Source organism: Streptomyces sp. NPDC086554, assembly GCF_040686095.1.
Classification (GTDB): Bacteria; Actinomycetota; Actinomycetes; order Streptomycetales; family Streptomycetaceae; genus Streptomyces.
This window is the reverse complement of record NZ_JBFBJK010000001.1, coordinates 551,836-575,704: the sequence shown is the minus strand read 5'-3', so window position 1 is coordinate 575,704 and position 23,869 is coordinate 551,836. Positions and strand designations below refer to the sequence as shown.

Sequence of the window (23,869 nt, the reverse complement as noted above, 5' to 3'; positions counted from 1 at the left end):
CGCCCCTCTCAGGTACTCACGTACGTAACAGCTACGCGGACTTCTGCTCCCCCGCACCCGGACCCCGCGCATCGCGCGGCACCAGTGTCGGGTTCACGTTCGAGTGGACGACGTCCGCCGTGATGACCACGCGGGCCACGTCCTTGCGGGACGGGACCTCGTACATCACCGACTGGAGGACCTCCTCCATGATGGCGCGCAGGCCTCGCGCGCCGGTCTGGCGCAGGATCGCCTGGTCGGCGATCGCCTCGAGCGCCTCGCGCTCGAAGTCCAGCTCCACGCCGTCGAGTTCGAACAGGCGCTGGTACTGCTTGACGAGTGCGTTGCGCGGCTCCACCAGGATCTGGAGCAGGGCCTCGCGGTCCAGGTTGTGCACGGACGTGATGACCGGGAGGCGGCCGATGAACTCGGGGATCATCCCGAACTTCACCAGGTCCTCCGGCATGATGTCCTCGAACCGGTCCTTCTCCTGAAGCTCCCGCTTGGAGTGGATCGTGGCGCCGAAGCCGATGCCCTTCGCGCCCGCGCGGGATTCAATGATCTTCTCCAGGCCCGCGAAGGCACCGCCCACGATGAACAGGACGTTCGTCGTGTCGATCTGGATGAACTCCTGGTGCGGGTGCTTGCGACCGCCCTGGGGCGGCACAGAGGCTGTCGTGCCTTCCAGGATCTTCAGGAGAGCCTGCTGGACGCCTTCACCCGACACATCGCGCGTGATCGACGGGTTCTCGCTCTTGCGAGCCACCTTGTCGATCTCGTCGATGTAGATGATGCCGGTCTCGGCCTTCTTGACGTCGTAGTCAGCGGCCTGGATCAGCTTCAGGAGGATGTTCTCCACGTCCTCGCCGACATAGCCCGCCTCCGTCAGCGCCGTCGCGTCGGCGATGGCGAACGGGACGTTCAGCATGCGCGCGAGCGTCTGCGCGAGGAGGGTCTTGCCGGAGCCGGTCGGACCGAGCAACAGGATGTTGGACTTGGCGAGTTCGATCGCGTCGTCACGTCCCTGCGCCCCGCCGGTCTCGCCGGCCTGAACCCGCTTGTAGTGGTTGTACACCGCTACCGAGAGGGCCTTCTTCGCGGGCTCCTGGCCCACGACGTATCCCTCGAGGAATTCGTAGATCTCGCGAGGCTTGGGGAGTTCCTCCCACCGCACCTCGCTCGTCTCCGCGAGCTCTTCCTCGATGATCTCGTTACAGAGATCGATGCACTCATCGCAGATGTACACACCGGGGCCTGCGATGAGCTTCTTGACCTGCTTCTGACTCTTCCCGCAGAACGAGCACTTGAGCAGATCGCCGCCGTCACCGATGCGTGCCACGAGGTGCTTCCCCTTCGCCTGGGAGACGCCACGTTCAGCGGCTCCTGGTGCCTCATATCCGACGGTACCTTGCCGGGCCCCCCGTTCGGGCCCCCCTTGGCACGGTTCGCTTTGACGTGAACCGATCGCGATCGGTTCACGAACCATGCCAAGGAGCGGCAGATGCTACAGCGCTGCGTCAGACGACCGAGGAGTTGTTCATCTTCCGGGTGGAGATGATCTGGTCGATCAGGCCGTACGACAGCGCGTCCTCGGCAGTGAGGATCTTGTCGCGCTCGATGTCGTCGCGGATCTTCTCGATCGGCGTCGTGGAGTGCTTGGCCAGCATCTCCTCCAGCTGCGCACGCATCCGGAGGATCTCGTTGGCGGCGATCTCCAGGTCGGAGACCTGACCGCGGCCGGTCTCGCTGTACGGCTGGTGGATCAGGACGCGCGCGTTCGGCAGCGCCATGCGCTTGCCCGGCGTACCGGCCGCGAGGAGCACGGCGGCCGCGGAGGCGGCCTGGCCCATGCAGACCGTCTGCACGTCGGGCTTCACGAACTGCATCGTGTCGTAGATGGCCGTGAGCGCCGTGAAGGAGCCGCCGGGGCTGTTGATGTAGACCGAGATGTCGCGGTCCGGGTCCATCGACTCCAGGCACAGGAGCTGCGCCATGACGTCGTTGGCGGACGCGTCGTCGATCTGCACGCCGAGGAAGATCACGCGCTCCTCGAAGAGCTTCGCGTACGGGTCGTACTCACGCACGCCCTGCGAGGTGCGCTCGACGAAGCGCGGGATGACGTAGCGGGACTCGGCGCTCGGGCCCGTGTACTCGGCCTTGGTGCGCTCGTAGAGGCCGCTGCCGGGGAAATTGTTCATCTCTGTGGGTCTCCTGAGGAGCGTGGTCTTGGGGTCGGCTAGCGGGGCGCTGAGCGATGAGGCTCAGGCTCCGGTGCCGCCGCCGCCCGGCATGCTGGCCGCGTTGGGCATGATGTCGTCGATGAGGCCGTACGCCTTGGCCTCTTCCGGGTCGAACCAGCGGTCACGGTCCGAGTCGTGCGTGACCTGCTCGACGGTCTGACCGGTGTGGAACGCGGTGAGCTCAGCCATCTTCTTCTTGGTGAGAAGGAGCCGCTCGGCGTGGATCTTGATGTCCGACGCGGAGCCCGCGAGTCCGGCGGAGGGCTGGTGGATCAGGATCTCGGCGTTCGGCAGCGCGAAGCGCTTGCCGGGCGTGCCGGCGCTGAGCAGGAACTGGCCCATCGAGGCGGCCATGCCCATCGCGATCGTCACCACGTCGTTCTGGATGTACTGCATGGTGTCGTAGATCGCCATGCCGGCCGTGATGGATCCACCAGGGCTGTTGATGTAGAGGAAAATGTCCTTGTCCGGCTCTGCGGCGAGAAGCAGCAGCTGCGCGGTGATCTTGTTGGCGATGTCGTCGTCCACGGCCTGGCCGAGGAAGATGATCCGCTCGCCGAGCAGCCGGTTGTAGACCTGGTCGCCGAGGCCACCACCGATGGAGGGGTCGCCGGCGGCGGAGGGCATCAGATTCGTCACGTATCCACCTGCTCGTCTTACGACGGCGCCGGGCCGTCTCACGTCTTCTTCTGAGGCTAGGGACCCCGCGTGCGGGCCGCTCCGGGGCGGCTTCGGGGACTCCCCTGCCCTCGTATTCATGGACCCTAACGCGCGGGCCCCTCCGGGGAATCCCGCATCCGTAGCTGTTCGCTGTGAGCGCAGGTCCGACACCGCCCCGTAAGGGGCGCGGGGAACTGCGCGCTCAGCCCCCGCAGGGCCGCAGACGCGTCTGCCGCAGCAGGCTCTACGGCGAGTGCGGCTTGTACCTGGTTGCTCGCGCAGTTCCCCGCGCCCCTTACGGGGCACGACACGGGCCCCCGGGATGAATCCCGGGGGCCCGTGTCACAAGCGGTTCAGAGCGAGGCTGCTCAGGCCTCGGGCTTCTCCTCGGCGGCGTCAGCCGACTCGGTGACCTCGGCGACGACCTCCGCGGCCGTCTCCGTCTCGTCCTCGTCCTCGAGGTCGACGACCTCACCGTTGGTGTCCTTGACCGTGGCGGCCTCGACGACGACCGCAAGGGCCTTGCCGCGGGCGACCTCGCCGACCAGCATCGGGACCTGGCCACCCTCGACGACGGCCTGGGCGAACTGGTCGGGGGACATGCCGGAGGACTGCGCGCGACGCATGAGGTGCTCGGTGAGCTCCTCCTGGTTCACGTTCAGCTTCTCCTTGTTGACGAGCTCGTCGAGGACGAACTGCGTCTTGATGCCCTTCTCGGCCTGCTCCTTGGTCTCGGCGTCGAACTCTTCCTCGGTCTTGCCCTGGATCTCCAGGTACTTCGCGAGGTCGAGGCCCATCTGGCCGAGCTGGTGGTTCACCAGGTTGTGCTTGCGGGTCTCGATCTCGTCCGCGAGGAGCTTCTCGGGGACCGGGACCTCGACCAGCTCGAGCAGCTTCTCCAGGACACGCTCCTGGGCCTGCGTCGCCTGGTCGTACTGCTTCATGTTCTCGAGGCGCTTGCGGCTGTCGGCCTTGAGCTCGTCCAGGGTGTCGAACTCCGACGCGAGCTGCGCGAAGTCGTCGTCCAGGGAGGGCAGTTCACGGGCGGCGACCTGGGTGACCTTGACGGTGACCTCGGACTCCTTGCCCGCTGCCGAGCCGCCCTTGAGCTCGGAGGTGAAGGTGGCATCGCCACCGGCCTCCAGGCCCTTCACGGCGTCGTCGATGCCCTCGAGGAGCTCGCCGGAGCCGATCGTGTAGGAGACGCCGGACGCGACGCCGTCCTCCAGGACCTCTCCGTCGACCTTGGCCTCCAGGTCGATCGTCACGACGTCGCCGTCCTCGGCGGCACGCTCGACCGGCGAGGTGGACGCGAAGCGCTCACGGAGCTCCTCGACGGCCTTCTCGACGTCCTCGTCGCTGACCTCGACCGCGTCGACCTCGACCTCGATGCCGGAGTAGTCCGGGATCTCGATCGCGGGACGGATGTCGACCTCAGCGGTGAAGTTGAGGGTCTCGTTGTCCTTCAGCTCGGTGATGTCCACCTCGGGCTGGCCCAGGACGTTGAGCTCGGCCTCGTTGACCGCTTCGGTGTAGAACTTCGGGAGCGCGTCGTTGACGGCCTCTTCGAGGACGGCGCCGCGACCGAACCGCTGGTCGATGACGCGGGCCGGGATCTTGCCCTTGCGGAAGCCCTTCACCGTGACCTGCTGGTTGATCTTCTTGTACGCCGCGTCGAGGCTGTCCTTGAGCTCCTCGAAGGGCACCTCAACAGTGAGCCGAACCCGAGTCGGGTTCAGGGTCTCCACGGCGCTCTTCACGGTTCGGTCTCCTTGGGGCTGACTTCTTGGGATTCTGCCCGGCTCAGAGACACACGGGCACACAGCTTGCATAGTAACGGCAAGCGGGAGCCGACCCACAATGCGATCTTGAGAGGGCCTTCGAGCGGCTGATCAGCGGAGTGGCCCTGATCGACTTGATCGATCAGCCTGGTGGTCGGGGTGGCGGGATTTGAACCCACGGCCTTCCGCTCCCAAAGCGGACGCGCTACCAAGCTGCGCCACACCCCGTCGGTGCGACACGTAGGGTACATGCCCGCAGGCAGTGCGACCCCCGCTTAATCGGGAGTACGTACGGGGTGTGCGGGGAGTGCGTCCGACCCGCTACGATGCTTGCCGTGCCGCGGTCGCTGACCAGCGATTCCTGTGGCGCGATCTGTGCGGGCGTAGCTCAATGGTAGAGCCCTAGTCTTCCAAACTAGCTACGCGGGTTCGATTCCCGTCGCCCGCTCTGAAGACCTCAGGCCCGGTTCCTCGGAACCGGGCCTGAGGCGTTTCCGCAGCCTGAGGCGTTTCCGCAGGGGGTGCCGGGCCTGGCCGGCTCAGAAGCTGATCGAGTTGATGGTCTCCGCCACTTCGTTGAGGAAGCGGTTTATGGAGGGCGCCATTCCGGTTGAGGCGAGGAAGAACCCGAAGAGCACCGCGACGATCGCGGGCCCCGCCTTGATCGATCCCCCGCGGATCAGCACCACAAGGATGATCGCCAACAGCAACACCACTGACAGCGAAATGGCCACACTGATCACACCCTAGGTCGGTCTCTCCCCGGCCCGGGGGGTACGACCCCGCACACCCCCGCCAGAACCATCGTGCCACCAACGCGCCTTCCGTATGCGGCAGGTGACACATCGTCGGCCAACGCCGCACGTGCCGGGCGCGACCCCGGCGGTCGGGGGCGCCCATGGGGCGTATGAACACGGCGCCCCCACACGGCAATTCGAGCCCCGCGCACGTCCGCTAATTCGGCTTGATCGTTTCCATCGCCACACAAGTCGTTCGCGAGAAATTCGAATTGTCGCCGGGCCCACATCCCCGGCCCACATCAAGGGCTCCACAAAGAACCAATCAATCGGACATTTCACCAGAGTCGCCTGCGGGCGTTATGCGCCGTTTAAGCGGGATGAGTTGTGACGTTCTGGACATCTGAACGGCCTGTGGGCGGCCCGTAAGGAGGTGAATCACCATGTCGACTTTGATGATTCCTCGGGTACTCGCACCGTATTAGCCAGGTTCCGTCTGTGATTGAGATGACAGCTGTGTTGAGGGTTTTACGAAAACACTCGGGCGACGCTAGGGTGCCTCAGATGTTCCACGCTGCCACCATCCCCGCAAGCGCAGTGCGGTCCCAGATCGTCTCACCGATCTCATGGTGGGAGGGCCTGTGACGAACTCGGTTCAACCGCACGGCCGCCACCGGGCGCCGCTCCCCCCGGCCCAAGAGCCGGCGGCAGGAGTGCCTACTCCCCGCGCCCCCCATTCCCCCACGGCCGCGACCCCTTCCCCCGCTGCGGCCGGCAACACCGCCCGACCAGGCAAACCAGCTTCCACGGGCCAACCCGCCAAGCAGCGCGACGCGTTCTTCGACAACGCCAAGTATCTGGCGATCGTCCTGGTGGCCATGGCTCATTCCTGGGAGCCGCTGACGGATCACAGCCGCGCCGCAGAGGCGCTGTACATGACCGTCTACACCTTCCACATGCCGGCGTTCATCCTGATCTCCGGCTACTTCTCGCGCAGCTTCGACATGCGGGCCGACCGGCTCAAGCGTCTGGTGACCGGTGTCGCCGTGCCGTACGTCATCTTCGAAGTCGCGTACACCTTCTTCAAGCGTTACGCGGACGACGATCCGACCCAGCCGATCAGCCTGCTCGACCCCTGGTACCTCACGTGGTTCCTGGTCGCGCTCTTCGTCTGGCGTCTGACGACCCCGCTGTGGAAGATCGTGCGCTGGCCGGTGCCGCTCGCCATCGCCATCGCCGTACTCGCCACGATCTCGCCGGACATCGGTGACGATCTCGATCTGCAGCGGGTGCTGCAGTTCATGCCGTTCTTCGTGCTCGGCCTCTTCATGAAGCCCGAGTACTTCCAGCTGGTGCGGCGGCGCGAGGTGCGGCTGCTGTCCATCCCCATCTTCGCGAGCGCCGTGCTCATGGCGTACTGGGCCGCTCCCCGGATGAGTTCCGCGTGGTTCTACCGCCGGGACAGCGCACAGGAGTTGGGCGCGCCGTGGTGGGCCGGTGTCGTGATGACGCTGGCGCTGTTCGGCTGCTCCGCCGTTCTCACCGCGTGCTTCTTCGCGTGGGTGCCGCGCCGGAAGATGTGGTTCACGATTCTCGGCGCGGGCACGCTGTACGGCTACCTGCTGCACGGCTTCCTCGCCAAGGGCTCGCGCTTCTGGGGCTGGTTCGAGGACTACGAGTGGATGCACAAGCCGGCCGGTGAGGTCGTCGTGACGCTGGTGGCCGCTGCGGTGGTGACGCTGCTCTGTACGCCTCCGGTGCAGCGGATGTTCCGCTTCGCCATGGAGCCGAAGATGGAGTGGGCGTTCAAGCGGGACGCGGCGGCGTTGGCGCGGGAGCGGGCCAAGTCATCTTCCTAGCCTGGTGATTCCACGCCCAGCAGGGCGCGCATGTTGGCGTACTTCGCTGAGAGGCGGGTGCGGGTCGGCCCGTCTAGCTCCGCTAGGCGGGCCGGGTTCGCGTTGTGGGCCAGGTCCGCTTCCTTCACCAGGCGGGCGCCGGGGGTGGCGAGGATGCGGGTCGCGTAGGCCTCGGGGGTTTCTCCCTCACGCTTCGTGAGGGCTCGCACGATGTCCTTCGTACGTTGTGTGAGGGCCGCGTCCTGCAGCCACTGCTCGCTGAGCGCGTCGTCTTCCACGGCGTCGTGGAGCCAGGCGGCGGCGATCTGGTCCGGGGTGCCGCCGCGGGCACGGGTTCCCTCGGCCACGGCCTGCAGGTGCTCGGCGTAGGGCCGCCCCGCCTTGTCCTTCTGGTCGGCGTGGGCCGCTCGGGCTATGGCTTCTACCTCGGGGAGGGTGAGGTGGGGGCTGGGGTTCATACGGGGATTCTTTCCCCAACCCCGCCCCTTCCCGAAACCGGGGCTCCGCCCCGGACCCCGGCTCGTGGCTCGGTCTGTCACCGGCTCCGCCGAGTTCGTCCTCAAACTCCCCCAAGCTCTTAAAGAGCAGGGGGGACCCCCTCGACGGGCTGAAATGCCTGGCCGATCGGGGGTGGGTGGGCAGCTGCGGGGCAATCGGACGGGCGGGCAGGAATGCCCCGCCGCCAAGCGGCGCACTGAAGCTCACCAGACGGGCCGAAGAACCACGCCGAACGGGATGGGTGGGCAATCACGGGGCGATCGGGTGGGTGGGCGGGAAAGATCTGCCGCGAAGCGGCGGCCTGGTTCGGGGGCGTGGCCGACGACGGTGACGGGGCCGGACGGGATGCGTTGCGGGGTAATCGGTGCGGGAGATCCGTCGCGAAGCGGCGGGCTTGGGTGGGGGGGGGCGGGGCGGAGCCCCGGAATCAGTCCCGTAGGGCGAACCTCGCCGGGAGCAAGGTCGATGCCAGGCCCATGGCCAGTACCGCCGCTGCGAACGAGGAGTACACGACCGGGGGGATGTATGGGGACTCGCCGGTCAGGCCGTTGGTCATGGGGATCAGCGTTGCCAGGGCTATCGCCGAGCCGATCACTATGCCCGCGCAGGCGACCAGGAGCGCCTCCCAGCGGACCATCCGCATCACCTGGCGGCGCGTGGAGCCGATCAGCCGCAGCGTGGCCAGCTCGCGGCGGCGGTCAAGGACCGTCATCGCGAGGGTGTTCACCGCGGCCACCGCCGCGAAGCCGCCGAGGACCGCCGCCATCGTCGTGTTCGCCCAGGCGTTGAGCTCACGGTCCAGGGACTGGGCGGTGGCGTAGCCGTCGCGGTCCCGGAGCTCGCCGAGGGTCGTGAGGGCCTCGGGGGCCTTGCCCGTGGTCCAGATCTCGGTGTCGAAGGGCGACGTCACATGGCGCTTCACGTCCGTGGAGGGGAGCGTGACCTGGGAGAGGCCGAGGCCCCTGCCGTACGTCGCCACCACCCTCGGCGAGGCCTCCGTACCGTCCGGCATGCGGAGTTTCAGCCTGTCCCCCGTCTTCACGTGCGCGGTGTCGGCCAGCATCGCGTCGATGGCGACCTCCCCCTTGCCGAGGGAGGAAAGGGAACCGGTCTTCACGGCCAGGTCCTGCACCTTGGCCAGATTGCGCGGCGAACCCGTCACGCCCTGCGCCGACGCCGACTCCAGCCAGCGGTCGCCGCCGGAGCCCGCAGGGACGAGGACGGACGTCTTGAGCAGGCCCACCGCCGATGTGACCCCGGGCGCCCGCGCGGCCCGCGACACCGCGTCGGGGGCGAGGCCCGCGCCCGACGCCGTCACGATGTGGTCCGCCGTGATGCCGTCGCGCTGCTGGTCGTGGGCGACCCGGTCCTCGCTGGTGTGCATGAAGACGAGGGTGGAAGAGAACGCCATCGCGAGGACTATGGGGGTGATCGCCGACGCCAACCGCCTGGCGTTCGTGCGGGAGTTGGCGGCCGCGAGCGATGCGGAGGGGCCCGCGCCGCGCAGCGGGAGGCCGAACAGGGCGGCGCACGCGCGGGCGACCAGCGGGCCGAGCAGGGCCACGGCCAGCATGAACAGCATGACGACGCCGAGCGCCGCGTTCGCCGCGTCCGCACCGCTCGTCGACGATGCGACGCCCGCGAGCACACACCCGCCGACCGCTGCCGCGATCCCCAGCGGCGTACGGATCCAGCCGGGCCGCAGCCGTTCCACGGAGGACTCGCTCAGCGCCTGTCCCGGCTTGATGCGGGAGGGGCGGCGGGCCGCCATGTAACCGGCGAACAGCGCGGTGAGCAGGGCGATGCCGGCGGCGGAGACGAGCGGGATGAAGGAGATGGAGAGGTCGACCGCCTCGGGTATGGCGCCCTTCTCCTGCAGTTGGCCGAACCACCAGCTCGCCAGTGCGATGCCGGGCAGACAGCCGAGCGCGCCCGCGAGCGGAGCCACCAGGAGGGCCTCCGTGGCGATGGTGCGGCGGATCTGCCGCGGGGTCGTGCCGATCGCCCGCAGCAGCGCGTACTCACGCGCCCGCTGCCCGACGGAGAGCGCCACGGTGCCCGCGGCGGTGAAGACGGCGACCATGGTGGCGACGCCGCCGAAGGAGCCGCCGAGTCCGGCCAGGAGTTCCTTCGCGTTGTCGAGCGTGGCGTCGCCTGCGCTGCCGCGGTCGTCGCCCGTATACACCTTGGCCTTGCCGCCGACAGCGTGCGCCACCTGGGACTTGAGGGCGGCGTCCGTGACGCCCGCCTTCGGCAGTACGGCGATGGCGTCGACGCGGCCGGGGTGCCCTGAGATGCGTACGGCGTCGGAGTCGGCGAACCAGGCCGTGGGGGCGCCCTGTTGAGCCGTCAGGCCGGCCACGCGGAACTCCCGGGGGCCGTCCGCCGTGGTGAGCGTGACGCGGTCCCCCACGGACGCCTTGGCGCCGGAAACGCCGGAAAGGACCACTTCGCCGCTCCGGGGCGCCTTGCCCGCCGTGAGCTTCTCGCCGGTGAAGGCGGTGGAGCCCCAGCCGTGCGCCGTGACGTCCGCGCCGCGCGACTGCACCGGGAAGGTCACGTCGGCGACGGCCTTACGTGCTCCGGGGGCCGAACCCGCCTTGGCGACAAGGGAGTTGTCGAGCCGCGCACGGTCGGGCACCACCGAGGTCGAGTCGCTGTCGCCCACCTTGAAGTGGGCCATCTGGTCGGCGGCGGCCACCACGGAGGCGCCTGCGTACCGGGTGGGCGGCACCGACGCGCGCAGGCCCGTCTCCAGGAGGATGCCGCACGCGGACACGATCGTCGCGGCCATCATCAGCGCGACGAACGTACCGACGAAGGCGGCGGGCTTGAACCGGACCGCGGCACGCGCGAGCCCGTTCGGCATGAACTTCACGGCTGGTCTCCGGAGTCGAGGGGAACGAGCGCCCCGAAGGGGCGCGAGGAACTGCGCGACCAGCCACATCCGGCCCGCAGAAAGGACTCAGGCTGCGGCAGCCGCAAACGCCGGAGCAGCCAAGTCGGCCATGCGCGAGGCGATCTCCCCGGCGGAGCCCCGCTCCAACCGATCCACAATCACGCCATCGGCGAGAAACAGCACCCGGTCCGCATAGGCCGCAGCCGCCGGATCATGCGTGACCATGACGACGGTGGCGCCCATGCCGTCGACCGCCGAGCGGAGCAAGCCGAGGATCTCCGCGGCCGTCGTCGTATCCAGCGCGCCCGTCGGCTCATCGGCGAAAACCACATCCGGAGCGGTGACCAAGGCGCGGGCGATCGCCACGCGCTGCTGCTGACCGCCGGAGAGCTCACCGGGGCGGCGGCGCCGCTTGTCGCCGCCGAGCCCCACGCGGGCCAGCATGTCCGCGGCCGCCCGGCGGTCAGGGCGGCGTCCCGCCAGACGCATGGGCAGCACCACGTTCTGCTCGACGGTCAGCGAGGGCAGCAGGTTGAAGGCCTGGAAGACGAAGCCGAGGCGGGCCCGGCGCAGTTCGGTGAGCTTGTTCTCGCTCATGCCGGTGATCTCCGTGCCGCCCAGGCGCACCGTGCCGGCGCTCGGCCGGTCGAGCCCGGCGGCGCACTGCAGGAAGGTCGACTTGCCGGATCCGGAGGGGCCCATGACCGCGGTGAAGCTGCCGCGTTCGAGGGCGAGGTCGATGCCGCCGAGGGCGTGCACGGCAGAGGAGCCGCGGCCGTACCGGCGGCGCACGCCGCGCAGTTCGACGGCCCAGTCGCCGCCGGGAGCCGTGGCCGGCATCGGCGGCACCTCGGAACTGCCCTCGCCGGTCCGCTTCTTGCGCCGCAGCCCCATGATCCCGTCCGCCTTCCGTCCGTACGTCCTGATCGCCTGGTCGATACCTCGAACGTACGGATTCGGGGGTGCTGTGGACCATGAGGGCGCCCGGCGGATCGGGGGTGGGGGTAGCCCCAGGAAGGGTCGGATGTACGCCCTACATAGTTGCCACCTAAATCGTTTGGTAAGCTAACTATTGACGTGTTCTTGACGCTCTCTTTGCCATTGGTGCGCCGACTCGCACGGCTCGGGGGCGTCGCCGACTACCAGGAGGAACGGGCCCATCGGACACGCAGACACCCTGATAGCCATGGGCGGCGCCTTTCTCGCCGCCGCCGTGCTCGCCCGCGTGGGCGGCCGCATCGGACTCCCCACCATCCCCCTCTTCATCCTGGCCGGGATCCTCCTCGGCCCGCACACCCCCGGCGTGGTCCTGGTCTCCGACCCCCACGACCTGGAGATGCTCTCGGCGCTCGGCCTGGTCCTGCTGCTCTTCTATCTGGGCCTCGAGTTCCACATGGACGACCTCAAGACCGGCGGCCGCAAGATGGCCCTCGCCGGCGGGACGTATCTCGCGCTGAACGTCGGCGCGGGCCTGGGCTTCGGATTCGCGCTCGGCTGGGGCACCTCCGAAGCGCTGGTCCTCGCCGGAGTGCTCGGCATCTCCTCGTCGGCGATCGTCACCAAGGTGCTCGTCGACACCGGGCGGCTCGGCAACCCCGAGACCAAGCCGATCCTCGGCATCATCGTCGTCGAGGACATCTTCCTCGCCCTCTATCTGGCCGCCCTGCAGCCCATCCTGTCCGGCGCCGACAGCCTCGCGGCGGCCGTCATGGACGGCGGCAAGGCCTTCGGCTTCCTGCTGCTCCTCGCGCTCGCGGCCCGCTTCGGCACGAAGGTCGTCGGGCGGCTCATGGACACCGAGGACGACGAGCTGCTCGTCATCTCCTTCCTCGGGGCCGCCGTCTTCGTCGCCGGGGTCTCCGAGTGGTTCGGGGTCGCGGACGCGATCGGCGCGTTCATGGTCGGCCTGATGCTCGGCAGCACCGCGTCGGGCGAGCGCATCCGCAAGCTGGTGCATCCGCTGCGGGATGCGTTCGGGGCGATCTTCTTCTTCGCGTTCGGGCTCTCCATCGACCCGGGCGACCTGCCCGTGGTGATCTGGCCGGTGCTCGCCGCCGTGGCCCTGACGCTGCTCATGAACGTCCTCGCGGGCCTCGGTGCGGCGCGGGTGTACGGCTTCGGGGCGGGCCCCGCGGCGAACATCTCCACGACGCTCCTTGCCCGCGGCGAGTTCGCCCTGATCCTCGCGACGATGGCGGCCACCGCAGGACTCGACGAACGCCTCTCCCCCTTCATCGCGGGGTATGTGCTCGTCCTCGCGGTGCTCGGACCGCTGGCCGCGGGCCGGTCGAAGTGGCTGGCCAGGATCCTGCCGGGCAACGGCGAACGCCAGGACGCCCCCGATCTTTCAGGCGCCCGCTGACGCCTCCCGGCAGATCAGCAGCAGCGCACGGTCGTCGTTCACGTCCTTCGCGACCGCCTCGATCAGATGCCACGCGGCGCCGTGGAAGCCCCCTGCCACATACCGGTCGGCTTCCCCGGTGAGGCGGTCGATGCCCTCGCTGATGTCGCGGTCGGAGGCCTCGACGATGCCGTCGGTGAACAGCATCAGTACGTCACCGGGGCGCAGTGAGCCCTTCACCGGGTCGAACTGCGCCCCGTCGTAGACCCCGAGGAGCGGGCCGTCGGCGACCTTCTCCTCCCAGCGGCCGCTGCCCGCGCTGAGCTGGAGGCCCGGCGGGTGGCCCGCCGAGAAGAGTTCGTAGTCGCCCGTCTCAAGATCGAGGACCAAGTGGATAGACGTAGCGAAGCCCTCGTCCCAGTCCTGGCGCAGCAGATAGCCGTTGGCGGCGGGCAGGAACGCGTGCGGCGGCAGCGAGCCGAGCAGCCCGCCGAAGGCTCCCGAAAGGAGCAGGGCGCGCGAGCCCGCGTCCATGCCCTTGCCCGACACGTCGGTGAGGACGGCCTCCAGGGTGCGCCCGCCGTTCGTACGCGCCGCGACGACGAAGTCGCCGGAGAAGGACTGGCCGCCGGCCGGACGCAGCGCCATCTCGCGGTGCCAGCCGCGGGGCAGCTTCGGCAGTTTGCTCTGTACGCGGATACGTTCACGCAGATCGAAGAGCATCGTGCCGCCGCCGCGCCAGGGCACCCCGACGCGGGTGCGGAACTGCGCGATGAGCAGCCCGAAGAAGCCGCAGGCCGCGACGACAAGGACCACACCGGGCGTGACCCGTGACGGCCCTTCCGCGTACGGGCCGAGCTGGACGGACTCCACGATCAGGGCGGCAGCCGACGCCGCGTACAGGCCGAGCAGGCTGGAAGGGCGCAGGAGCAGGCCGCCGGCCACGATGGGCAGGACCAGGGCGGCGGGCGAGCACCAGACGTTGTTGATGATCGTGCAGAAGGTGATCACGGGGATGGTGAGCAGCAGTCCCGCCAGGGCGATCCAGTCCGAGCCGTCGCCTCTGAAGTAGTCGACCCCGGATTTGCGCAGCCCTATCCGAGCCCGGTGGATCCGCTTCTTCATCCGGGCTGTAAACGTCTCGGCTTCCGCTCGCCTGCCTGCCATTGCTCCCGGACCTTATCTACCGGGCAAGACACTTCGCACGGGAGGTGCCGGTTGTCCCCCGTCAGGGGCACGCCGTCAGCGCGCGTAAATCCTGTCGCTTCGCCCGCTTCCCCCTGGTAGGCATGGCATATGACGACGGAATTGCGGGAGTTGCGGCCTGAGGACTGGGACAAGTACTACGGAACGCTGGAGCTCGCCTTCGGCGGAGTCGCCGAGGCACCCGAGGAGCATGAGCTCTGGAACGCGCTGACCGAGTTCGACCGCTTCTTCGGGACGTGGGACGGCGACACCTGCGTCGGCACGACGGGAGCGTTCAGCTTCCGCCTGTCCGTGCCGGGCGGCGCCCTGGTGGACGCGGCGGGCGTGACGATGGTGAGCGTCGCGGCGACGCACCGCAGGCGCGGCATCCTGACGTCGATGATGCGCCGCCAGCTGGACGACGTACGCGCGAAGGGCGAGGCACTCGCCGTGCTCACCGCGTCCGAGCCCGTCATCTACGGCCGGTTCGGGTACGGCGCGGCGACGCAGGCGCTGAAGGCCGAGATCGACACGACGCGGGTACGGCTCTCGGTGCCGCCCGGCACCGATGACGTACGGCTTCGGTACGCCAAGCCCGCCGACGTCCACGCGGCGTGCGAGGAGCTCTACGCGCGCCGGGTGGGCGAGCGTCCGGGCATGCTGGCCCGGCAGCCCGGCTGGGAGCGGCTCGGTCTGCTCGACGTCGAGAGCGAGCGGCACGGCGCGTCACCGCTGCAGTGCGTGCTCGCCGAGCGGGACGGGGAACTCGTCGGGTACGCGCGGTTCCGCACGAAGCCGGACTGGGACGCGGCGGGCCCCAAGGGCACGGTCAAGCTGAGCGATCTGGAGGCCGACGACCCGGCGGCGTACGCGGCGCTGTGGCGGTTCCTCTTCGACATCGACCTGATGTCGAAGGTCGAGGCGCACAGCCGCCCCGTGGACGACGCGGTGCTCCAGCTCGTCACGGACCCGCGGCGCTGCAACATCCGGGTGCGGGACTCGCTCCACGTCCGGCTCGTGGAGGTCGGAGCCGCTCTTGAGGCGCGCACCTACCGGGCGCCCGTGAACCTGGTGTTCGACGTCGAGGACGCCTTCTGCCCCTGGAACCAAGGGCGTTGGCGGCTCACCGGCGATGTGAAGGGCGCGACCTGCGAGCGCACCGACGACGACGCCGATCTCGCCCTGTCCGTACGGGAGTTGGGCGCGGCCTATCTCGGCGGTCACTCCCTGACGTCACTCGCGGCGGCCGGGCGGGTGCGCGAGCTGCGTCCCGGCGCGCTCGCGGAGGCGGCGCTGGCCTTCGGGTCGGATGTCGCGCCGTGGCTGCCGCACGGGTTCTAGCCGGGGGCTTCAGAGGGGCTGGGGCATCGGGGTGGTCTTCGGCGTGCGGGTCGCCAGGTAGAGGGCGACCAGCCAGCCGATGATCGAGGCGCCGAAGGCGATGTTGATGATGAGGATCACCCAACGGAGCTCGGCGTCCCGGTTGAAGGCGATGAGGGACGGCAGCAGGTAGACGGCGACGAACAGCACGGCGAGCGCGATGGCGATCGGCCCGTCCATCCAGCTGACTTCGAACGTGAACATGGGACCCCCGTTGAACTGGTGTTTCGGTTGAGCTGGCGTTTCGGTCGAGTGATGATCTTATGCGAGCCGCCCGTGGGGGTTCAGGACGCCGTCCGCTGGCACTTCGGGCACCAGAACAGATTGCGGGCGGCGAGATCGGCGGTGCGGATCTCGCCGCCACAGATGTGGCAGGGCATGGTGGCCCTGCGGTACACGTACACCTCGCCGCCGTGGTCGTCCACGCGCGGCGGGCGGCCCATCGCCTCCGGCGTGTGCTCGGGCCTGACGGTGTCGATGCGGTTGAGGCGTACGCCCTCGCGCATGAGGCCGGCCAGATCGTCCCAGATCGCCTGCCACTGGGCGGCGGTGACGTCCTTGCCGGGTGTGTACGGGTCGATGCCGTGCCGGAAGAGGACCTCGGCGCGGTAGACGTTGCCGACGCCCGCGATGACCTTCTGGTCCATGAGGAGGGCGGCGATGGTCGTGCGGCTGCGCGAGATGCGGTGGTAGGCACGCTCGGGGTCGTCCGCGTCCCGGAGCGGGTCCGGGCCGAGGCGGTCGTGTATCGCCGCCTTCTCCCCGTCCGTGATGAGGGCGCAGGTGGTTGGTCCCCGGAGGTCCATGTGCGCGTCGTCGGTGGCCAGGCGGAGGCGGACGGTGTCCGTGGGCGGGTTCGCGGTGGCCGTCCCGCCGAAGTTGACCTTGCCGAACAGGCCGAGGTGGATGTGGATCCAGCCGTTTTCGGCGAAGCCGAGGAAGAGGTGCTTGCCGTGGGCCTCGGCGGTGTCCATCTCCTGCCCGTTGAGCAGGGCGGCACTGTCGGAGAACTTGCCCTGGGGGCTGGTGACGCGGAGGGGGCCGCGCCCTTCGAAGCGGGCGCGGTGATCCTCCGCGAGCCGGTGGATGGTGTGCCCCTCCGGCACGGGGTCCTCCCATGGAGATACGGAGGGCTGGAGAATCCAGCCCCTCGAGGGGGTCCCCCCTGCTCTTTAAGAGCTTGGGGGAGTTTGAGGAGCGGGGTCCGGGGCGGAGCCCCGTGGGCCTCGCTACTGCTGCGGGTGGTGTGCCGGGATGGCGGGCAGCTCGCCCGTCGTCTCGTATGTGGAGAGCATCTCGATGCGGCGCGTGTGGCGCTCCTCGCCCGAGTACGGGGTCGCGAGGAAGATCTCGACGAACTTCGTCGCCTCCTCCTGCGTGTGCATCCGGCCGCCGATCGAGACCACGTTCGCGTCGTTGTGCTCGCGGCCGAGCGCAGCGGTCTGCTCGCTCCAGGCAAGCGCCGCACGGACGCCCTTCACCTTGTTCGCCGCGATCTGCTCACCGTTGCCGGAGCCGCCGATCACGATGCCGAGGGACTCCGGGTCCGCCGCCGTCTTCTCCGCGGCGCGGAGGCAGAAGGGGGGGTAGTCGTCCTGGGCGTCATAGATGTGGGGCCCGCAGTCGACGGGCTCGTGGCCGTGGCTCTTGAGCCATTCGACCAGGTGGTTCTTGAGTTCGTAGCCGGCATGATCCGAGCCGAGGTACACGCGCATGGGTCCGAGTGTGGCACGTCGCGGGGCGGGTGGCCGTGACCGGGGCGGGACCTTGGTCACCAAGGTCTGGGCCATTGGGCCGGAATATCACGATCCGGAGTCAGGACTTCCGTCCCGGACACCCCTGCGTTTGAATGCGTGGGCTCGTGACCCGAGAACTTAAGGATTCGTCCATGACCTCGCAACCCTCCCTTGCGAAGGCAGACCGCAGCCCCATCGATCCTGGGGATCCGCAGTCTGGTGACACCGGTGACGGCCTCAAGGCCGGGCTGAAAAATCGCCATCTGTCCATGATCGCCATCGGTGGCGTCATCGGCGCCGGCCTCTTCGTCGGCTCCAGCTCCGGCATCGCCGCCGCCGGGCCCGCCATCCTCGTCTCGTACGCCCTCGTCGGCACGATGGTCGTTCTCGTGATGCGGATGCTCGGAGAGATGGCCGCCGCACGGCCGACCTCCGGCTCCTTCTCCACCTACGCGGACCAAGCCCTCGGCCGCTGGGCCGGCTTCTCCATCGGCTGGCTCTACTGGTTCTTCTGGGTCGTCGTGCTCGCGGTGGAAGCCACCGCCGGTGCCGTCATCCTCAACGGCTGGATACCCGCCGTACCGCAGTGGGGATGGGCGCTCATCGTCATGGTCGTGCTCACCGCGACGAACCTCGTCTCGGTCGGCTCCTACGGCGAGTTCGAGTTCTGGTTCGCCGGGATCAAGGTCGTCGCCATCGGCGGCTTCGTGATCATCGGCCTGCTCGCCGTCTTCGGCGTGCTGCCCGGCTCCGACAACCCCGGCGCGGGATTCGCGCACCTCACGGACGCGGGCGGATTCATGCCCAACGGCGCGGGCGCCATCCTCACGGGTGTGCTCATGGTCGTCTTCTCGTTCATGGGCTCCGAGATCGTCACGCTGGCCGCCGGCGAGTCCGAGGACCCGCAGCGCGCCGTCACCAAGGCGACGAACAGCGTCATCTGGCGTATCGGCGTCTTCTACCTGGGCTCGATCTTCGTCGTCGTCACGCTCCTGCCGTGGGACGACAAGTCGATCGTCGAGCACGGTTCGTACGTCGCCGCGCTCAACTCGATCGGCATCCCGCACGCCGGTCAGGTCATGAACGTGATCGTCCTGACGGCCGTACTCTCCTGCCTCAACTCCGGGCTCTACACCGCTTCCCGCATGGCCTTCTCGCTCGGCCAGCGCGGTGACGCGCCCAAGGCCTTCGCGCGCACCAACTCCCGCGGTGTGCCGCAGGCCGCGATCCTCGGCTCGGTCGTCTTCGGCTTCGTCGCCGTCTGGTTCAACTACCAGTGGAAGGACACCGTCTTCGACTTCCTGCTGAACTCGTCGGGCGCGGTGGCCCTCTTCGTCTGGCTGATGATCTGCTTCACGCAGCTGCGGATGCGCGGCATCATCCTGCGCGAGGAGCCGGAGAAGCTCGTCGTGAAGATGTGGCTCTTCCCGTATCTGACGTGGATCACCATCGCGATGATCTCGTTCGTCCTCGTCTACATGCTGACCGACGAGGCGGGCCGCAAGCAGGTGCTGCTCTCGCTGCTCGCCGCGGCGTTCGTGGTCGTCTTCTCGGTCGTACGGGAGAAGGTGCGGCCCCGTGTCGACACCCCCACCGACACCCCCACCGACACCGCAACCGACGCCGTGACCGACGCCGACCCGGTCGACGCCGGCGTCGACGCCTAGCCGGAGCCGCCGGACGGTGGCGTGGTCGATGTACCCGCCACCGTCGGTGGCCGTGAGCCCGGTCCGGGCGGTGGATCGCCACCGCCCGGATCGCGCGCGGTGAAGAACATGACGGCCGCCACCGCGGCCGTGACCAGCAGGACCAGGGCGGTCAGGACGCGCGGACGCCAGTCGGTGCCCGATGCCTCCTCCCCCGATGGTGGCCGCACCTGCGGCGCCGTGAGCGCCGCCCGCAGGGCCGCCTCCGTCTCGTCGAGGCCCGGCCGCGCCTCCGGCCCCTTGGCCAGGAGCGCCGCGAGCAGGGGACGTAACCCGCTTGATTCCGGCGGCAGTTCAGGGTCCTCGTGGAGGACCGCCACCAAGGTCGTCAGCGCCGATTCACGGGCGAAGGGCGAGCTGCCGCGCAGAGCCGCGCAGAGCGTCGCGCCGAGGGACCAGAGGTCGGACGGCGGGCCCTGCGGCGCCCCGGAGACCCGCTCGGGCGCCATGTACTCGGGCGAACCCACCAGCAGGCCCACCTGTGTCAGACGGCCCGCGTCCTGGATCGCGGCGATGCCGAAATCGGTGAGGACGACCCGGTCGCCGGGGCCGATGAGCACGTTCTCCGGCTTGATGTCACGGTGCAGCACGCCCGCCGCGTGCACCCGGCGCAGCGCCGCCACCAGGGCGAGACCGACGCGGGCCACCTCCCGCTCGGCCAGCGGCCCCTCATCGGCGACGTACCGGGCGAGCGAGCGGGCGTCGACCAGCTCCATGACGATCCACAGGCGGCCGTCCTCCTCGGCGACGTCATAGACGCGTACGACACCGGGGTGGTCGATCCGCGCACTGGCCCGCGCCTCGCGCAGTGCGCGCTCCCTGCGTACGCGGGTGTCCTCCGGGTCGGGGCCGCCGTCGGCCGCGTCGATCCGCATCTCCTTCACGGCGACAGCGCGGTCGAGCAGCTCGTCGGCCGCGCGCCACACACGGCCCATGCCGCCGCGGCCGATGACTTCGAGAAGGCGGTAGCGGCCCGCCACCCGACGCTCCGGCATGGGCGTCACCCCCAACTCTCCTTTCATGACAGCACAGTTCACGAAGATCGGAAAAGACCGGAAAACTTGACGGCGGGTGTCAGGTTTTCCGTGGAGGCTCTGTCTCGTCAGACAGCGCTTCTTGGAGGATCACCGTGGACTTCACCGCACAGCGACTCGTGTTCCGGGCCGGGGACGAGGGGTACGAGGAGGAGATCGCCGGGTTCCAGACCGGCTTCGCCCAGCGGCCGGAGATCGTGTTCGGGGCGTCGAGCGCCGATGACGTCGTCGCCGCCGTCTCGTACGCCGCCGACGCGGGGCTGCCCGTGGGCGTGCAGGCCACCGGGCACGGGCTTCCGGGGGCCTCGGAGGGCGGTGTGCTGATCAGCACCCGGCGGATGGACTCCGTCAGCGTCGACGCCGCCGCGCGCACCGTCACCGTGGGCGCGGGCGTCCGCTGGGGCCAGGTCATCGAGGCCGCGGCGGAGCACGGGCTCGCCCCGCTGAACGGTTCGGCGCCGAGCGTGGGCGCCGTGTCGTACACGCTGGGCGGCGGACTCGGCGTCCTGGCAAGGGAGTTCGGGTACGCGGCCGACCACGTCCGGTGGCTCGATGTCGTCACGGCGGACGGCGCGCTGCGGCACGTCACGGCGGAGAGCGAGCCCGAGCTCTTCTGGGGGCTGCTCGGCGGCGGCGCGAACCTCGGGGTCGTGACGGCCCTGGAGATCGGATTGGTGCCGGTGGCGCGGGTGTACGGCGGGGCGATCGAGTTCGACGGGCGCGAGGTGGACCCGGCGGCCGTGCTGCGGGCGTACGAGGCGTGGACGCGGACGGTGCCGGACGAGGTGACTTCATCGGTGGCGGCCCTTGTCTACCCGGACCTGCCGCAGCTGCCCCCGCAGCTGCGGGGGCGCTATCTCGTGACGGTCCGGGTCGCCTACACCGGCTCCGAGGCGGCGGGCGAGCGTCTGGTGGCACCGCTGCGGGAGATCGGGCCCACGGTGTCGGACTCGCTGCGGGAGATGCCGTACATCGAAAGCCACACGATCCACAGCGACCCCGACTTCCCGCATTCCTACTACGGGGACAGCGTGGTGGTGGGCGAGCTGGATGTCGCGGCGGCGTGCGAGCTGTTCGCGATGACCGGTCCTGCCGCCGAGAAGATGCACGTCGTCCAGATCAACCAGCTGGGCGGGGCGCTGGCGAAGCCCGCGGGGCCCGCAGAGAACGCTGTGCCGTACCGGGACGCGGGGTGGCTGGTGCGGGTCCTTTCGCCGTTGGACGGCACGGACCTCGATGCGGTGCGGGCCGTGCAGGCGCGGGCGTTCGGTCTTTTCGCGGCTGAGGGGCGGCTGCTCAACTTCGCCTTCGCCGCCGGGGATCGGCCCGACGGCCTGTACGACCCGGAAACGCGGAAGAGGCTCGCCGAGCTGAAGGCCACGTACGACCCGGCGAACCTCTTCAGGCGGAACTACGGCGTGACCGCTACCGGTTGAGGAACTTCCACGCCGTGGGCAGCGCGCCCATCGCGAGCGCGGCCTTGAGGGCGTCGCCGATCAGGAAGGGCGTGAGCCCGGCGGCGACGGCCTGGGTCAGCGACATGCCGGTGGCGGCGGCCAGGTACGGGACGCCGACCGCGTAGATGATCGCGGAGCCGAGCAGCATCGTGCCCGCGGTGCGCCACACGGAGCGATCGGCGCCGCGGCGGGCGAGGGCGCCCACCACGGTGGCGGCGAGCAGCATGCCGAGGACGTAGCCGAGGGACGGCGCGGCGACGCCGGAGCCCGCCTCGGCGAACCACGGCATGCCGGCCATGCCGACCAGGGCGTACACCGCGAGGGAGAGGAAGCCGCGGCGGGCGCCGAGGGCGGTACCGACGAGGAGCGCCGCGAAGGTCTGTCCAGTCACCGGCACGGGGGAGCCCGGGACGGGCACGGCGATCTGGGCCGCGATGCCGGTGAGGGCGGCGCCGCCGATGACGAGGGCCGCGTCCTTCGCGCGGGACGCGGGGAGCAGGTCCGCGAGGACCTGGCCGGGACGGGAAGAGACGGCGGCGATGCTCATCGGGACTCCGCGGGTTCTGGGACGGGCAGGTGGGACCCCGCGACGCTATCTCAGGCGTGGGCGCCTCTCACCGGCGGTGGGCGACAAGGTGCCGGGTCCTCTGGTGGTGGGCTCTGTACAAAAGCTGGGGTCCACCCCTGCGGGGAGCGTGATGCTTGTCACTGAGGTGGGCGGCTTGTAGGGACCGTTTTGCGTACGGGGGCGCGCTCCAGGGAGACTGTAGGTTCCCGCCAAGTCTTTGTTAGCCCGAGAGAGCACCATGCACGACGCACCCCCCGATCAATCGGCACCCGGCACTGGGGGTTGTGCCCACCCGTCCCGCCGTGCGGGACGCCTGCCCACAACGGGAACCGAACCTGAGCCGCTCGGTGGCGGATTGAAGCAGCGGCACCTCACCATGCTCGGGCTCGGCGGTGTCATCGGGGCCGGGCTCTTCGTCGGGTCCGGGGCCGGGATCGCTGTTGCCGGGCCCGGGATCGTCGTCTCGTATCTGATCGCGGGGGCGCTCGCGATGTGTGTGATGCGGATGCTCGGCGAGATGTCGGCCGCGATGCCCGCATCGGGGTCCTTCTCCGTGCACGCCGAGCGTGCCCTCGGGCGCTGGGCGGGATTCAGCGTCGGGTGGCTCTACTGGTTCCTGCTCGTCGTCGTGCTCGCCGTGGAGGCGACCGGTGCCGCGCAGATCGCCAACAGTTGGGCGCCGGGCGTACCGCAGTGGGCCTGGGTGCTCATCTTCATGCTGGTGTTCACGGGGGCCAATCTCGCCGCCGTGAAGAACTTCGGCGAGTTCGAGTTCTGGTTCGCCGCCCTGAAGGTCTTCGCGATCGTCGCGTTCCTGGTGCTGGGGCTGCTCGCGATCTTCGGGGTGCTGCCGGACACCGATCCGGTGGGCCTCACGAACCTCACCGGGCACGGCGGGTTTCTGCCCAACGGCTGGGACGGCGTGATCTCCGGGGTGCTCGCTGTCGTCTTCGCCTTCGGCGGGCTCGAGGTCGTGACGATCGCGGCGGCCGAGTCCGACGACCCGGTGCGCTCGGTGGCCCGGGCCGTGCGCAGCGCCGTCTACCGCATCCTCTTCTTCTACGTCGGTTCGATGCTGGTCATCGTGACGGTGCTGCCGTGGACGGCGGAAAAGGCGGGCGTCAGTCCGTATGTGACGGTCCTCGACTCGATCGGGGTGCCGTCCGCGGGCACGATCATGAACATCGTGGTGTTCGTGGCGCTGCTCTCCGCGCTGAACGCCAACCTCTATGGCTCGTCCCGGATGATCTTCTCGCTTGCCGAGCGGGGCGAGGCTCCGAAGGCGTTGTTGAAGGTGTCCGGCGGCGGTGTCCCGCGCCGCGCGGTGCTCGCGTCCGTCGCCTTCGGCTTCGTATCCGTCGTACTCAATCTGAAGTGGCCGGACTCGGTCTTCCTCTACATGCTCAACTCGGTCGGCGCGGTGCTGCTGTTCGTGTGGGCGCTGATCGCCGTGTCGCAGCTGCGCCTTCGCCGGCGCATCGAGCGCGAGGCGCCGGAGCGTCTTGTGCTGCGGATGTGGGCCTTCCCCTATCTGACGTGGGCGGCGCTCGCGGCGATGGCCGCCGTGCTCGGGCTGATGCTGACGGACGACGCGGCGCGGCCGCAGTTGCTGTGGTCGGCGGGAGCGACGGGCGTGGTCCTTGCCGTGGCGGGGCTGCGGGAGTGGCGCGAGGCACGCACGAGGCGCAGGTGAAGCAGACGTGAACTTTTCGTGGCCATTCCTTCACAACGTGTGAGCGTCGTGTCCGTATAGCGGTCAGGTGTTCCCTGTCAGCGGTACCGGACTTCAGACTGTGGGCCGCTCGCTCC

At 69.3% G+C, this 23,869-nt stretch carries 19 protein-coding genes, 2 tRNA genes and 1 pseudogene; 7 read left to right on the top strand and 15 right to left on the bottom strand.

The window, feature by feature from the left end:
* Positions 1 to 31: 31 nt before the first annotated feature.
* From clpX to AB0O76_RS02495, 5 genes are all read right to left on the bottom strand, one after another.
* A complete protein-coding gene (gene clpX / locus AB0O76_RS02515; RefSeq protein WP_160505024.1) occupies positions 32 to 1,318 on the bottom strand; it encodes an ATP-dependent Clp protease ATP-binding subunit ClpX in 1,287 nt (428 codons plus the stop codon).
* 178 nt (positions 1,319 to 1,496) lie between these two features.
* Positions 1,497 to 2,177, bottom strand: a complete 681-nt coding sequence (locus AB0O76_RS02510; protein ID WP_363273306.1) for an ATP-dependent Clp protease proteolytic subunit — start codon at positions 2,175 to 2,177, stop codon at positions 1,497 to 1,499.
* Positions 2,178 to 2,240: 63 nt separating this feature from the next.
* Positions 2,241 to 2,846 carry an ATP-dependent Clp protease proteolytic subunit gene (locus tag AB0O76_RS02505; RefSeq protein WP_167829019.1) on the bottom strand — a complete coding sequence of 202 codons (606 nt, stop codon included), beginning with the start codon at positions 2,844 to 2,846 and terminating at the stop codon, positions 2,241 to 2,243.
* 401 nt (positions 2,847 to 3,247) lie between these two features.
* Positions 3,248 to 4,639 (bottom strand): trigger factor, encoded by a 1,392-nt coding sequence (tig, locus tag AB0O76_RS02500; RefSeq protein WP_365484298.1) that lies wholly within the window; start codon positions 4,637 to 4,639, stop codon positions 3,248 to 3,250.
* Between the two features lie 172 nt (positions 4,640 to 4,811).
* Positions 4,812 to 4,888: transfer RNA gene (locus AB0O76_RS02495), tRNA-Pro, on the bottom strand.
* Positions 4,889 to 5,037: 149 nt separating this feature from the next.
* Here AB0O76_RS02495 and AB0O76_RS02490 point away from each other — a divergent pair.
* Positions 5,038 to 5,108, top strand: a tRNA-Gly gene (locus AB0O76_RS02490).
* A gap of 91 nt (positions 5,109 to 5,199) precedes the next feature.
* Here the strand turns inward: AB0O76_RS02490 and AB0O76_RS02485 are convergent.
* The gene (locus AB0O76_RS02485; RefSeq protein ID WP_135335839.1) at positions 5,200 to 5,394 is read right to left on the bottom strand and encodes a hypothetical protein; all 195 of its coding nucleotides are present in this window, start codon (positions 5,392 to 5,394) and stop codon (positions 5,200 to 5,202) included.
* A gap of 644 nt (positions 5,395 to 6,038) precedes the next feature.
* On the opposite strand from AB0O76_RS02485, the gene AB0O76_RS02480 reads away from it, so the two are divergent.
* Complete coding sequence (locus tag AB0O76_RS02480; protein ID WP_365484294.1) at positions 6,039 to 7,256, top strand: acyltransferase family protein; 1,218 nt, start codon at positions 6,039 to 6,041, stop codon at positions 7,254 to 7,256.
* Here AB0O76_RS02480 and AB0O76_RS02475 read toward each other — a convergent pair.
* The 3 genes from AB0O76_RS02475 to AB0O76_RS02465 form a co-directional block, all read right to left on the bottom strand.
* Positions 7,253 to 7,714 carry an HD domain-containing protein gene (locus tag AB0O76_RS02475; protein ID WP_365484291.1) on the bottom strand — a complete coding sequence of 154 codons (462 nt, stop codon included), beginning with the start codon at positions 7,712 to 7,714 and terminating at the stop codon, positions 7,253 to 7,255. The genes AB0O76_RS02480 and AB0O76_RS02475 overlap by 4 nt on opposite strands.
* Positions 7,715 to 8,181: 467 nt before the next feature.
* On the bottom strand, positions 8,182 to 10,623 hold the full coding sequence (locus AB0O76_RS02470) for an FtsX-like permease family protein (protein WP_365484450.1): 2,442 nt from the start codon (positions 10,621 to 10,623) through the stop codon (positions 8,182 to 8,184).
* 96 nt (positions 10,624 to 10,719) lie between these two features.
* Positions 10,720 to 11,547: an ABC transporter ATP-binding protein gene (locus AB0O76_RS02465; RefSeq protein WP_365484288.1), complete on the bottom strand. Its 828-nt coding sequence runs from the start codon at positions 11,545 to 11,547 to the stop codon at positions 10,720 to 10,722.
* A 292-nt stretch (positions 11,548 to 11,839) separates the two neighbouring features.
* On the opposite strand from AB0O76_RS02465, the gene AB0O76_RS02460 reads away from it, so the two are divergent.
* The gene (locus AB0O76_RS02460; RefSeq protein WP_365484285.1) at positions 11,840 to 13,015 is read left to right on the top strand and encodes a cation:proton antiporter; all 1,176 of its coding nucleotides are present in this window, start codon (positions 11,840 to 11,842) and stop codon (positions 13,013 to 13,015) included.
* Here the strand turns inward: AB0O76_RS02460 and AB0O76_RS02455 are convergent.
* Positions 13,001 to 14,161 (bottom strand): PP2C family protein-serine/threonine phosphatase, encoded by a 1,161-nt coding sequence (locus AB0O76_RS02455; protein WP_365484282.1) that lies wholly within the window; start codon positions 14,159 to 14,161, stop codon positions 13,001 to 13,003. The genes AB0O76_RS02460 and AB0O76_RS02455 overlap by 15 nt on opposite strands.
* A 129-nt stretch (positions 14,162 to 14,290) precedes the next feature.
* Here AB0O76_RS02455 and AB0O76_RS02450 point away from each other — a divergent pair, with 129 nt between their 5' ends.
* Positions 14,291 to 15,520: a GNAT family N-acetyltransferase gene (locus AB0O76_RS02450; protein WP_365484279.1), complete on the top strand. Its 1,230-nt coding sequence runs from the start codon at positions 14,291 to 14,293 to the stop codon at positions 15,518 to 15,520.
* Positions 15,521 to 15,529: 9 nt separating this feature from the next.
* Here the strand turns inward: AB0O76_RS02450 and AB0O76_RS02445 are convergent, their stop codons facing one another.
* From AB0O76_RS02445 to AB0O76_RS02435, 3 genes are all read right to left on the bottom strand, one after another.
* Positions 15,530 to 15,763, bottom strand: coding sequence for a superinfection immunity protein (locus tag AB0O76_RS02445; RefSeq protein WP_365484277.1), 234 nt, complete (start codon positions 15,761 to 15,763; stop codon positions 15,530 to 15,532).
* Between the two features lie 80 nt (positions 15,764 to 15,843).
* Positions 15,844 to 16,665 (bottom strand): DNA-formamidopyrimidine glycosylase family protein, encoded by an 822-nt coding sequence (locus tag AB0O76_RS02440; protein WP_365484274.1) that lies wholly within the window; start codon positions 16,663 to 16,665, stop codon positions 15,844 to 15,846.
* 123 nt (positions 16,666 to 16,788) lie between these two features.
* Positions 16,789 to 17,274, bottom strand: coding sequence for a ribose-5-phosphate isomerase (locus tag AB0O76_RS02435; protein ID WP_365484271.1), 486 nt, complete (start codon positions 17,272 to 17,274; stop codon positions 16,789 to 16,791).
* A 173-nt stretch (positions 17,275 to 17,447) separates the two neighbouring features.
* Here AB0O76_RS02435 and AB0O76_RS02430 point away from each other — a divergent pair, with 173 nt between their 5' ends.
* Positions 17,448 to 18,962: an amino acid permease gene (locus tag AB0O76_RS02430; protein WP_365484268.1), complete on the top strand. Its 1,515-nt coding sequence runs from the start codon at positions 17,448 to 17,450 to the stop codon at positions 18,960 to 18,962.
* A gap of 233 nt (positions 18,963 to 19,195) precedes the next feature.
* On the opposite strand, the pseudogene AB0O76_RS02425 reads toward AB0O76_RS02430, so the two are convergent.
* Positions 19,196 to 19,996 (bottom strand): annotated as a pseudogene (locus tag AB0O76_RS02425) (serine/threonine-protein kinase); the annotation flags it as partial.
* 134 nt (positions 19,997 to 20,130) lie between these two features.
* Here AB0O76_RS02425 and AB0O76_RS02420 point away from each other — a divergent pair.
* Positions 20,131 to 21,471 (top strand): FAD-binding oxidoreductase, encoded by a 1,341-nt coding sequence (locus AB0O76_RS02420; protein WP_365484265.1) that lies wholly within the window; start codon positions 20,131 to 20,133, stop codon positions 21,469 to 21,471.
* Here the strand turns inward: AB0O76_RS02420 and AB0O76_RS02415 are convergent.
* On the bottom strand, positions 21,461 to 22,039 hold the full coding sequence (locus AB0O76_RS02415; protein ID WP_365484262.1) for a biotin transporter BioY: 579 nt from the start codon (positions 22,037 to 22,039) through the stop codon (positions 21,461 to 21,463). The two genes, AB0O76_RS02420 and AB0O76_RS02415, sit on opposite strands and share 11 nt — an antisense overlap.
* A 397-nt stretch (positions 22,040 to 22,436) precedes the next feature.
* Between AB0O76_RS02415 and AB0O76_RS02410 the strand changes: the two genes are divergently transcribed.
* Positions 22,437 to 23,753: an amino acid permease gene (locus tag AB0O76_RS02410; RefSeq protein WP_365484447.1), complete on the top strand. Its 1,317-nt coding sequence runs from the start codon at positions 22,437 to 22,439 to the stop codon at positions 23,751 to 23,753.
* The last annotated feature ends 116 nt before the right edge of the window (positions 23,754 to 23,869 follow it).

Bases quoted from the DNA above. Each gene is read 5' to 3' on its own strand.
- AB0O76_RS02505 (WP_167829019.1), bottom strand. From the start codon at position 2,846: ATGCCCTCCGCCGCCGGCGACCCCTCCATCGGTGGTGGCCTCGGCGAC.
- AB0O76_RS02450 (WP_365484279.1), top strand. From the start codon at position 14,291: ATGACGACGGAATTGCGGGAGTTGCGGCCTGAGGACTGGGACAAGTAC.
- AB0O76_RS02455 (WP_365484282.1), bottom strand. From the start codon at position 14,161: ATGGCAGGCAGGCGAGCGGAAGCCGAGACGTTTACAGCCCGGATGAAG.
- AB0O76_RS02445 (WP_365484277.1), bottom strand. From the start codon at position 15,763: ATGTTCACGTTCGAAGTCAGCTGGATGGACGGGCCGATCGCCATCGCG.
- AB0O76_RS02415 (WP_365484262.1), bottom strand. From the start codon at position 22,039: ATGAGCATCGCCGCCGTCTCTTCCCGTCCCGGCCAGGTCCTCGCGGAC.
- AB0O76_RS02475 (WP_365484291.1), bottom strand. From the start codon at position 7,714: ATGAACCCCAGCCCCCACCTCACCCTCCCCGAGGTAGAAGCCATAGCC.
- AB0O76_RS02470 (WP_365484450.1), bottom strand. From the start codon at position 10,623: ATGCCGAACGGGCTCGCGCGTGCCGCGGTCCGGTTCAAGCCCGCCGCC.
- AB0O76_RS02435 (WP_365484271.1), bottom strand. From the start codon at position 17,274: ATGCGCGTGTACCTCGGCTCGGATCATGCCGGCTACGAACTCAAGAAC.
- AB0O76_RS02460 (WP_365484285.1), top strand. From the start codon at position 11,840: ATGGGCGGCGCCTTTCTCGCCGCCGCCGTGCTCGCCCGCGTGGGCGGC.
- AB0O76_RS02510 (WP_363273306.1), bottom strand. From the start codon at position 2,177: ATGAACAATTTCCCCGGCAGCGGCCTCTACGAGCGCACCAAGGCCGAG.
- AB0O76_RS02410 (WP_365484447.1), top strand. From the start codon at position 22,437: ATGCTCGGGCTCGGCGGTGTCATCGGGGCCGGGCTCTTCGTCGGGTCC.
- AB0O76_RS02465 (WP_365484288.1), bottom strand. From the start codon at position 11,547: ATGGGGCTGCGGCGCAAGAAGCGGACCGGCGAGGGCAGTTCCGAGGTG.
- AB0O76_RS02430 (WP_365484268.1), top strand. From the start codon at position 17,448: ATGACCTCGCAACCCTCCCTTGCGAAGGCAGACCGCAGCCCCATCGAT.